This window comes from Aquidulcibacter sp. (assembly GCF_020253525.1).
In the GTDB taxonomy this organism is placed as follows: Bacteria; Pseudomonadota; Alphaproteobacteria; order Caulobacterales; family Aquidulcibacteraceae; genus Aquidulcibacter.
The window spans coordinates 1-10,468 of sequence record NZ_JADCBK010000146.1 but is presented as its reverse complement, the minus strand read 5'-3'; the positions used below and the strand labels follow the sequence as shown (position 1 = coordinate 10,468).

General features: G+C 57.9%; 9 protein-coding genes and 1 pseudogene. 3 read left to right on the top strand and 7 right to left on the bottom strand.

Features of this window, described 5'->3' with window-relative positions:
* Positions 1 to 253 precede the first annotated feature (253 nt).
* From IOB61_RS15120 to IOB61_RS15110, 3 genes are all read left to right on the top strand, one after another.
* Positions 254 to 1,591 carry a hypothetical protein gene (locus IOB61_RS15120; protein ID WP_290818533.1) on the top strand — a complete coding sequence of 446 codons (1,338 nt, stop codon included), beginning with the start codon at positions 254 to 256 and terminating at the stop codon, positions 1,589 to 1,591.
* A 58-nt stretch (positions 1,592 to 1,649) separates the two neighbouring features.
* Positions 1,650 to 2,843 carry an acetyl-CoA acetyltransferase gene (locus IOB61_RS15115; RefSeq protein ID WP_290818531.1) on the top strand — a complete coding sequence of 398 codons (1,194 nt, stop codon included), beginning with the start codon at positions 1,650 to 1,652 and terminating at the stop codon, positions 2,841 to 2,843.
* A gap of 252 nt (positions 2,844 to 3,095) precedes the next feature.
* Entirely contained in the window at positions 3,096 to 3,740 is a 645-nt protein-coding gene (locus IOB61_RS15110; protein WP_290818529.1) for a glutathione S-transferase family protein, read from the top strand.
* 88 nt (positions 3,741 to 3,828) lie between these two features.
* Here the strand turns inward: IOB61_RS15110 and IOB61_RS15105 are convergent, their stop codons facing one another.
* The 7 genes and pseudogenes from IOB61_RS15105 to IOB61_RS15075 form a co-directional block, all read right to left on the bottom strand.
* Positions 3,829 to 4,929 (bottom strand): DUF3089 domain-containing protein, encoded by a 1,101-nt coding sequence (locus tag IOB61_RS15105; protein ID WP_290818527.1) that lies wholly within the window; start codon positions 4,927 to 4,929, stop codon positions 3,829 to 3,831.
* Positions 4,926 to 5,288 (bottom strand): DUF6285 domain-containing protein, encoded by a 363-nt coding sequence (locus tag IOB61_RS15100; RefSeq protein WP_290818525.1) that lies wholly within the window; start codon positions 5,286 to 5,288, stop codon positions 4,926 to 4,928. The genes IOB61_RS15105 and IOB61_RS15100 overlap by 4 nt, the downstream gene beginning before the upstream one ends.
* Positions 5,281 to 6,279, bottom strand: a complete 999-nt coding sequence (locus tag IOB61_RS15095) for a phosphotransferase family protein (protein WP_290818523.1) — start codon at positions 6,277 to 6,279, stop codon at positions 5,281 to 5,283. Before IOB61_RS15095 ends, IOB61_RS15100 begins: the two co-directional genes overlap by 8 nt.
* Before the next feature lie 54 nt (positions 6,280 to 6,333).
* Positions 6,334 to 7,365, bottom strand: coding sequence for an ABC transporter ATP-binding protein (locus tag IOB61_RS15090; protein WP_290818521.1), 1,032 nt, complete (start codon positions 7,363 to 7,365; stop codon positions 6,334 to 6,336).
* Positions 7,362 to 8,951: an iron ABC transporter permease gene (locus IOB61_RS15085; RefSeq protein ID WP_290818535.1), complete on the bottom strand. Its 1,590-nt coding sequence runs from the start codon at positions 8,949 to 8,951 to the stop codon at positions 7,362 to 7,364. Before IOB61_RS15085 ends, IOB61_RS15090 begins: the two co-directional genes overlap by 4 nt.
* A complete protein-coding gene (locus IOB61_RS15080; RefSeq protein WP_290818519.1) occupies positions 8,948 to 10,021 on the bottom strand; it encodes an extracellular solute-binding protein in 1,074 nt (357 codons plus the stop codon). The genes IOB61_RS15085 and IOB61_RS15080 overlap by 4 nt, the downstream gene beginning before the upstream one ends.
* 131 nt (positions 10,022 to 10,152) lie before the next feature.
* Positions 10,153 to 10,468, bottom strand: a pseudogene (locus IOB61_RS15075) (hypothetical protein); the annotation flags it as partial.

Sequence of the window (10,468 nt, the reverse complement as noted above, 5' to 3'; positions counted from 1 at the left end):
CCCCGCCGGAACGAAGTGGAGAGCGGGGACCTCAGCGCGTTTGCGGCACAAGGTCTGGGACTCGGCTGATGCCATCGGGGATGACAACCTTGTGGGACTTTGCACCACAAGAGGGCATTTGATCGGACCTAAGTTACACAGAAGCACCGCCCACCTTGCCGTTTATTAAATAGACCCGTTTGGCCAATCCCTGTAACCACACGACAGGTCGCGCCGTAGGCCTCAAAAGAGACAGGCAAGAGGGAACAAACTTATGGGGCTGGGTCGAAAGTTTGTTTTGGGCGCGGTTTTGGTGGTGACGGGCCTTGCGCTCAGCGCTGGTGGCTGTGCCCTGCAGCGGCTGCCCAATGTCCCAGCTGAAGTGACAGGCCCACCCGCTTCCCCACCGGTTCTGGCGGCCTTTCAGTCCGACCCTGCAATCCAAAGCCTAAGCGACTGGCAAGATCGCCGCGCGCCCCTTTTGAAAGCCCGCTTCCAAAGTGAGATCTACGGCGCGATGCCTGCGACTGTCGGCTATGAGATCATCAGCCGCGACGTGCTGGAGAAGCCTGAAAAAGGTGCCATTGGCACCATCGAGCGCCTCACCATTGCCCTTAAAACGGCTGAAGCCGGACCTTGGACCGGCGGCAGGCCCGTGGTCGATCTGATTTTGATGACGCCGAAAGGCAAGGGGCCATTCCCCGTGATCGCGGGCGGCACCTTTTGTGGCAATGATGCTTTATTGCCCAAGCAAACAGGCACGCGAACCACCACGATGGCTCTGCCCCCGGAATGTGGCGGCGGGGCCCCCGGTTTTCTGGTAACCGCCATTTTCGGCAAATACGCCAATGCACCCCCGTGGGAGACTTTAGCCCAAAGGGGCTATGCTCTGGCATCGTGGCATCCAGGCGATGTGGTGCCCGACGTGGCTGAAGTGGCTGAGCCTTATCTTGCGGCTTTAACCCCTATCGGTACGCCGCCTGAACAGCGCACGGGGGCCATTGCCGCTTGGGCGTGGACTTCCTCGCGCATTTTGGATGTGTTGGGCGACGATCCGAGGCTGGATGCTCGGCGGATGCTGCTGTGGGGGCATTCCCGCCATGGCAAAGCAGCCCTTTTGTCGGCCGCCTTTGACCCCCGCCCTGCCGCGGTCTGGGCCTTGCAATCGGGAACAGCAGGGGCTGCTTTGGGGCGCGATGACGTGGGCGAGCCCGTGGCCGATATCACCCGCGCCTTCCCCCATTGGTTTGCCCCGTCTTATGCCAGCTATGCGGCCAAGCAGGCGGATCTGGATATTGATCAGCATCAATTGATTGCGCTTTTGGCGCCTAGGCCCGTTCTGATTGGGACAGGGCGACGCGACCAATGGGGCGACCCACATGGGAGTTTTAGGGCGCTGAAAGGGGCAGACCCCGTGTATCAGCTGTTTGGGCAACAAGCCTTTACCCAGACAAAGCTGCGTCACCCAGATGGAAAGGGGGTCTTGGCATTTTACATGCGGCCGGGCCTGCATGGCATCCATACCGAAGATTGGACCGAAGCCCTTTCCTTTTTTGACCGCACGGTTCCAAAAGCGGTTCCAAATACGCCAAACTCTGGCTTGAAACCCTGAGCAATCTGGGTCACAGTCTTCCAAAACAAGAAGCATTTCGGTTCAGGGAGGCATCAGCATGGCCACAGGAATTCGTGACAAAGTCGCCGTCATTGGCATGGGCTGTTCCAAATTCGGGGAACGCTGGGATTGCGGCCCGGAAGAATTTATGGTCGAGGCCTATTTGGAAGCAATGGCCGATGCCGGCATTGAGCCCACCCAATTAGATGCCGCTTGGTTTTCCACCCATATTGACGAGATTGGCACCGGCAAAGGTGGCACACCTCTGTCGATTGCTTTGCGCTTGCCCAATATTGCGGTGACGCGGGTTGAGAATTTCTGTGCCTCTGGCTCTGAAGCCTTTCGCGGCGCGGTCTATGCGGTTGCAGCGGGGGCTGCCGATATTGCAATCGCCGTCGGCGTCGAGAAATTGAAAGATACAGGCTATGGCGGCCTGCCAACCGGCAATATGGGGACCTATATTCCCCAGACGGCGCCTAATGGCTCTGCCCCCGGCAATTTCGCGCAATTGGCCAGTGCCTATCGGGCCAAGCACTCGGTTTCGCGCGAAGACCTTAAGCGCGCCATTGCCCATGTGTCGGTTAAAAGCCACGCCAATGGGTCGAAAAATCCCAAAGCGCATTTGCGCAATGTGGTGACTGAAGAACAAGTGATCGCCGCCCCAATGATTGCAGAGCCTTTGGGCTTGTTTGATTGTTGTGGGGTGTCGGATGGGGCGGCGGCGGCCATTGTCACGACCCCTGAAATTGCGCGCGCTTTGGGCAAAAAGGACTTGGTCTATGTCAAGGCCCTACAGCTTTCTGTCTCTAACGGTATGGAGAGCCAGCATAATTCATGGGACGGCTCTTACTTCCATACCGCCCGGATTGCCGCCAAAAAGGCCTATCTGGAAGCCGGGATTGAGCGCCCGCGCGACCAGATTTCCATGATCGAAGTCCATGATTGCTTCTCGGTGACTGAGCTTGTGACCATGGAAGATCTTTTCATCTCGCCCGAAGGCCAAGGCTGGAAAGATGTGATGAATGGTTTTTATGATGCCGATGGCCAAGTGCCCTGCCAGATTGATGGTGGGTTGAAATGCTTTGGCCACCCCATTGGGGCCTCTGGCTTGCGCATGCTGTATGAAATGTATTTACAGCTTCAGGGCCGGGCAGGTGAACGACAATTATCAAACCCGAGTTTGGGGCTGACCCATAATCTTGGCGGTGCCCCGTCAAGCAATGTGTGCTCGGTTGCGATTATTGGCCTTTAAGACGTCATGGCGCTCGCGCTTGCGGTCTACTGCGCGATAAGGCTGCTTAGCTTGAACAATTGCTAGCCAATTCTTGGGAATTGACTGCACAGATTGTCATTTGGGCTGTCAAAGTTGTTGGCCAGAGGCGCGTGGGGCGCTACCTATCCTTGTGAGAATGGCGCGCCGCGCGAGTCGAAATTGATGGATAAGCATCTGTCGTGAGGACAGGTGAAGCACGCTATTTGTGATAAGACCCAGGGAGCTTGAGCGATGAAATTATATGGAAGTGACCTTTCTCCGTTTGTGCAGCGCGTGAAGATGCAGATTGCCGCTAAAGGTTTGGAAGTTGACTATTTGCCACCTCCCGGCGGCAGCATGAAAAGCGAAGAGTTTCTGGCGATCAATCCAATCGGGAAAATCCCCTGCTTGGTGACAGATTCTGGCATGTCGTTGCCGGAGTCAGAAGTTATTCTTGAATATCTGGAAGATGCTTTCCCAAAACCAGCCCTTCGCCCCCGTAAGCCTGAAGAGCGCGCGCAAGTGCGCCTGATCTCGCGGGTCAACGACATTTATGTGGGCCCTGCCATGGGCAAGATTTTTGGTCTGATGGGGCCTGGCAAAGACCCAGAAGCCATCAAGGCTGCGATTGCAGACGTGAACACCGCTTTGGGTCATCTCGAACATGTCGTGTCGGGCAAGAAGCATGCAGCGGGCAATAAGTTCAGCTTGGCTGATTGCACCATCACCCCAAGCCTGTTTTTCGTGGTCAAGATCCTGCCTGTCATGGGCGTGAAAGCGCCTTTGAAGAACTTCAAAAAGCTCGCCAAATATTGGAAGACCCGCGAAAAAGATGCGGTCACCGTCAAGGCGCTTGAAGAAATGACAGCTGAAATGAAAGCCCGTTTCGGGATGTAGTTTCGGTCTGATTAGATGGTGAAAGGCCCGCCGCCCCCTTGGGGTGGCGGGGGGGGTTGGCGGGCTTTTTTGTGGGCCAAGGCCCAGCCTATCTCAGCGCATTGACGCGGGCTTGGACGTCGGTGCTGAGTGCGGCATAAAACAGATTGTAGCCGGTGATCTTATAGAAAGTGCCAAGCTCAAAGCGCGCGCGCGACAGCGCGGCTGGCCGGTTCACCTCCACCCATAATAAATCATTGCGACAGATGGCCCCGGTTTCGCCGGGCAATAGCGCTGGCTCTGTGCCGCGCTCAAGGCCGCTGGCAGCGGCCGACCCACGATTGGTGCTGGGCGGGGCATTGCTCTGGGGCGCTGCCCCGGTTAGGGGGTTCACACAGGCAAAGCGGGCACCGCCTATCGCGCGATAGCCCTTATCCGCTGTCCAAATGGTCGAGCGCTCTTTGAGGATTTTCTCGCCGCGCTCATCGCCACCATCCACGCTGGTATAGCTTACAAAACAGCGGGCTTGTTTGGCACTTTGGCAGGGTTTGGGAAAACCCGGCACCGCATTTGGGCCTTCAAACAAAGCGGTCGGGACCGGCTGATCAAGGATGTAAGTCGCAGCCAACATGGGGCCCAGATCGCCTTTTTCCTGTAACAGACGCAACAGATGCAACCCGCCTTGTCCGATGCCTACCAGCACAAAGGGGCGTTTAGGGTTGCGGGCTTGCTGAAAGGTCACAAAGGCACGCGCCACATCTTCATAGGCAAGGTTCAGCGCTTCATGGCTGTCATCGCGTTGCGATAGAAGGGCAAACAAAACCGCTTGGCGATAGCGCGGCACCCAAAGGGGGCCGGCAGCTGCAAAGGGTTCGGCATGATTGGGTAGGGCGATGGTTTCAAGCCGGGTGCGCGACACATTGTCGGCGATATCCATGTTCCAGCCTGTATTGCCACTCCAAGCCGTTGTGGGATGAACGAAGAAGACATCGGCCTTGCCAAGGCCCGCATTGGCCCCCTGCGGCCGGAAGGCCCAAGCCGCTGCATCGCTATAGTCGGGCACAGGGGGTGGTTCATCGACTTGGAAGGGTACCGCAGGCTGGATCAATTCGCGGAACAAATTGTCGCGCATGAAATAGGCCGTCAGCCCCACCAATAGATTGAGGCCAAGGATACCACCTACGATCCAGCGCTGCCAGTTCCGCTTCATGGTTTCAGCCCGCTATAGGTGGGTTGATCAATGGTCAATTGGGCGCTGGTGATTTCGCGCAAGGCAGCTAGGAGGGCAGGGTCATCACAAGCCAATGCCCCCGATCGAATACGGGCACAGACTTCTTTCGTCAGGGCCTCTAAGGGGCTGGACGTATCGTTTAGCAGGGCGGCGTAGAGGGCGCGGGCGCGCGCATCGGCTGGCTGTCTCTGCGCCATCTCGCGCTCAACCAAGGCCAAGGCATTGGCGGCCACGCGGGCATGAAAGGCGGCTTGGCCGCTGAGTTGCGGGGCGGCTTTTTCCGTCAAAAACCCGATGACGGCGCCCAGCAATTCTTCAGACGAGGGGGCTTCATGCATGGGGGCGACCTTCGATCAGATTGAGTAAGTCGATTTCCGCTTCAGAGGCCCGCCTGCCAATCATCGCACGCTCAATCGAGGGGTCGGCTTTGGTGGCAAAGGCTTGGTACATGATCAAACACATAATGCCCCATTTGAAACTGCCCAAGGCTTGAAACCACGTAAGGTCCTCGGCCTCATAAGCTTGCCCACCCGCAGCCTGATAGCCTGCCAGCAAGTCTTCGAGCGCACCAAAGCCGCCGACCCGCTTTTCCCGCACACCAAAGCGCCAGGAATTGACGCAAATCCAGCCCAAATCCTCACGCGGGTCGCCTTGATGGGCCAATTCCCAGTCCAGAACCGCTGCAAGGCCCAGGGGATTGACCATCAGATTACCATTGCGAAAATCGCCATGTACCAGGGTCGTGGGCAAGGGCTGTGGCGCATGCTGGCGAAGCCAAGCCAGCGCCAATTCAAACACAGGGCGATCCATCTCAAAGCCGCGATAAATCGCCTCATAGCGGTCCAATTGGTCCAGGCCATGGCTGATGGGCAAGTCCGATGGCAGGCTATGGGGCGCCACGGCATGGATTTTCGCTAAAGCCTCGCCACATTGAAATGCCAGTCGTGACCGGGCATGGCTGAACTCTTCATCGCGCAGGATTTTTCGCGCAATCGTCTGGCCTTCAACATGGGCCATGATAAAGGCATCGCCTAAGTCATCTTCGGGGCTACAGACATGGATGATCTCTGGCACCGGGGTCCCCGCGCGCGCTGCCGCGGCAATGATATGGGCCTCCTTCACCAAGCCAATCGCTTCGCCTTTGGCTGCACTTTGAAACGGCGCGCGACGCAAAATGAGCTTGCGCGTGGGCTCGCTTGGAACCTCAAGACCAAACCCCCACGTCTCTTGGCTGGCCCCACCTGACAGGCGCGTCATGTCGACGACCTGCGCGCTTGGCCCAAAGCGGGCCTGCATCACACGGGTGAGGGGGGCGGTCAAAGCAGTCATGGGCCCACCTTGGGCAAGCTTGCCTTCTTTTTCAAGTGAGGCGGGCTCTAGGCATTAGGCTTTGAAGACAAAGACATCTTCGCTGTGCAGACTCAAGGCGACGTGGTGGCCTTTGTCGGGGGCGGATTTGGCCTCAACCAAAGCTGTGATGAACCCGCCCTCGCCGGTGATCGCTTGCAGCTTCACGGTCAAGAAGCGCCCGACGCCACGGCGATCCACAACTTTGAAAGCACCCGCTTGCGAAGCTGTCACGCGTGTCGCTTCTGGGCGAGCACAGACCATGACTGGCCCGTCAAACGGGCTCGCAAAAGTGCCGAGTTGGGTTTCTACCAAGCCATTTTGGGCCTGGGCGTCCAAACTCCACACAGCCCCTAAAGCGCGCGCGGCTTCTAAGGATGTGGGTGTCCGGTACACATCAGCCGGCAGGCCGCTTTGCAATATTCGGCCATGTTCGATGATGGCGACGTGATCGGCCACGGCAAGTGCTTCTTCGGTATCATGGCTGACGATCAGGGCCGCAACACCAGCTTCAGCCAAAGTCGCCAACATGCTTGATTGCAGATCCGCGCGCAGATGCGGGTCAAGGCCGCTGAAGGGTTCATCCATCAGAATGGCGCGCGGATTGGGGGCAAGCGCCCGGGCCAGTGCCACACGTTGTTGTTCGCCACCTGAAAGCTCGTGCGGGAAAGCCCCGCCTCGGTCACCCAAACCAACTCGGTCAAGCCAAGATGCAGCAAGGGTCACGCGCTCAGACTTGGCTAAATGGCCAAGGCCAAAGGCCACATTGCCCAAAGCGGTAAGATGGGGAAACAGGGCATAATCTTGGAAGACCATGCCGAGGGGGCGCTTCTCAGGCGGGATTGTGGTGGATTTGTCGCTCACCAATTTGCCATCGGCATAGACTTCACCGGCATCTACCCCTTCAAGGCCCGCCAAAACCCGCAACAGCGTACTTTTGCCAGAACCCGATTGGCCGAGCAGGGCCAGAACTTTGCCGGCCTCAAGGCTGAGGCTCACATCATCAAGGGCTTTGACGGTGCCAAAGGTGCGGCTGACATGGCGCGCTTCGAGGGCAAATTCACTCATGATTGCCCTGCCCGTGATTTTGAAAGGCCGTGTGAAAACAGCAGGGTAGGGATCAAAGCTACCAGAACGATGGCAAGGGCTGGCCAAGCAGCTGCCCCCAAACGCTCATCGGCCGCATAAGCATGGGCACGAACAGCCAATGTATCTAAGCCAAAGGGGCGCAGAATGGTGGTGGCGGGCAATTCCTTGGCGATCTCAACCGCGACGATCAAGGCAGCCGCAAAGGCAGATGGGGCCGCCAAGGGCGCTTCGAGCTTCAAAAAGCGCTTCATCCGACTGGCACCCAAGGTCTGGGCCGATTCCCGCATCGAACGGGTCGATTTTTCAAGGCCCGCGTTCAAGGGCTCAAGCCCTGCCGCGGTAAAGCGTGCGGCATAGGCATAGCACAGCGCGATAATGGCCAAGGGGCCGCTCAAAGCTGCGACCACATGGGATCCGCTCAACGCCAAGGCCGCCAAAATGCCCAGTGCGGTCACAGCACCTGGTGTGGCATAGCCGGCAAGGCTGACCGCGCGCACAAAGCCACTGGCTTGGGCGCTACGCTGGCTGATAAAGGCGCTGAGGCCTGCCAAAATCAAGGTCGCGCTTGCGCCTAAAGCGCACAGAAGTGCCGTGGCCACCAAAGGCTTACTCAAGGCCCGCTCTGGCACACCGCTGGCAATGGCAAGACCTGCCAAGTGCAACACCGGAATGACCAAGCCTAAGGCCAAGCAAGCAACGCAAAATCCCGGGATCAAAATACCCGCCATGCCAGAAGCCTGCGCCCGCTGGGGCGTGCGCCAGCGCGTCGAACCGCCTGCAACCAAACCCGCCCGTGACTTACGCTCCAGCCAAACAAGAAACAGAACGCCCACCAAAAGCAAACAGGCAATTCGGGCCGCTGCCGCCAAGTCGCCCATGGAAAACCAAGCGCGAAACACCCCAATCGTCAGGGTCGAAACGCCCAAATGGTCGGCCGCTCCATAATCGGCGGCAATCTCAAGCCCGGTGAGCGCTGCCCCGGCCGCAATCGCAGGCCGGGCTAAAGGTAGCGCTATCGTGAAAAAGCGCTTCCAAGCACCAGCCCCCAACAGCCGCGCGGCTTCCAGCGCGCAAACCGATTGCGCCTCAAAAGCGCTGCGGGCGGCCAGATAGACATAGGGATAAAGCGTGGTGACATAGACAAGGGTGGCGATCCAAAACCCGCGCGCGCCCGTCAAATCACCCCATGCATAGGCCGCAACATAAGCGGGCATGGCCAAGGGCAGGGCTAAAGCCCAACTCAATGCCGTCCGCCCCCAGAATTGATAGGCGGTGACGAACCACGCGGCAATCACGCCTAAAATGGTGGCCCCAAGGGTGGCCAAGACCAAGAGCGCCAGCGAAGTCAGCGCCATTTCCCCTAAAAGCACGCGGGCAATATGGTCGAAACTCGCACTGGGTTGGGCGGCTGCTAGGAAGGTAAACAAGACGGGCAAGCCCGGGATCGCCAGCAAGAAGGCAAACAGCGCCCAAGACTTTAGAGGCTTGAACCTGGCTTTTGAAAAGCCAAGCCCATCCCAGTCCCGCGCGGGGCTAGGCCTTGCTGCCGGATCCAAGGTGGTCACTTCCAACCCGCGCGATCAAAGACCTTTTGGGCCTCAGGTTGATTGGTACCGAGGGCGGCCATCGGGGTCTGGGCCTCTTTAAAGCCAGCCAAGGCCTTCAATTTGCTATTGTCATCCATGGCGCTGGCAAGGATTGGAAACTCATCATTGGCTTTGGCAAAGATTTTTTGCGCTTCTGGGCTTGCCAAAAACTCCAAGAAAGCAACCGCATTGGCCTTATTGGGGGCGTTGGCTGCCAGCGCCCCGCCAGAGATATTCACATGCGTCCCAGCCCCTGCTTGATCGGGGAAGGACAAGGCGATTTTGGAGGCCACCGCCTGCTCTGCCGGATCTTCAGAGCGCTGCAAGCGCACCGCATAATAATGGTTCACAATGGCAACCGCGCATTTGCCCTCGGCAATGGCTTTAAGTTGATCGGTGTCTGCCCCCTCAGGCTGGCGGGCAAAGTTTGCCACAACGCCTTTGGCCCAGCTTTCAGCCTTGGGCACGCCCCAATCGGCAATGAAGGAGGACATCAAAGATAAATTATAGACATTGCTGGAAGGGCGAACGCAGATTTTGCCCTTTAGGGCAGGCTCTACCAATTGCTCATAGGTGGCGACCTGTTCTGGCTTTACCCGAACTGGATCATAAGCGATGACCCGCGCGCGCTTGGCAAACCCAAACCAATCCTTCTTGGGCCCCTGTAGATTGGCCGGGACTGCCGCATCCAGCTTCGCCGATTGAACCGATTGGAAGAGGCCCGCAGTCTCTGCCCGCCAGAAATTGCCCGCATCGACCAGCAAGATCACATCTGCAGGGCTTTGGGTGCCTTCAGCCTTCAAGCGCTCTAGAAGAAGGTCGCCCTTCATCTCAATGCGATTGATCGCAATGCCAGTATTTTTCTCAAACAAGTCATAGAGTTGTTCGTCGGCATCATAATGGCGAGCCGAATAAATATTGACTTCGCCTTTCGAGCCTGCGGCAGGCTCTGACGCTCCACAACCCGCAAGGGTCGCGAAAACGGCGGATGCAACAGCAACCGAAACAAACAGGCGGGCGCGGGAGTTTTTGAGAATGGTTCGCATCATCAACTGGTATTGTCACAGCCGCAGGCATCCTGCAAGCCAAACTCACACTCAAAACCTTAAGCCATGCGCGGCACAAAGTCGCGGCTTGGCTTTGGCTGTTGTGCCAAGGTCAAGTCTTCGACCGAGAAAGCCTAGGCTTCCTCGTCCCGGATCGGGCTTAAATGGATGGGGATTTTCATAAAGGCTGGGATATCATCGCCAAAAGCCACGACATCGGGGTCCTGATCTTGTTGGCGATAGCGGCCGCCGCGATCGTTTCGGTCGCCGCGTTCATGGCGGTCGCGATCATGGCGGTCCCGGCCTCGCGATCCACGCGTGTGCGCGTCGCGTGGGCCACGGCTTTGACGGGGTGTGTCTGAAGACTCAGACGGCGCTAAGAGTTCAAAGCTTTGCGCCTGTTCTTCATCGCTGCCCAAATCAATAACGGCCAACGGATCGGCACTTGGT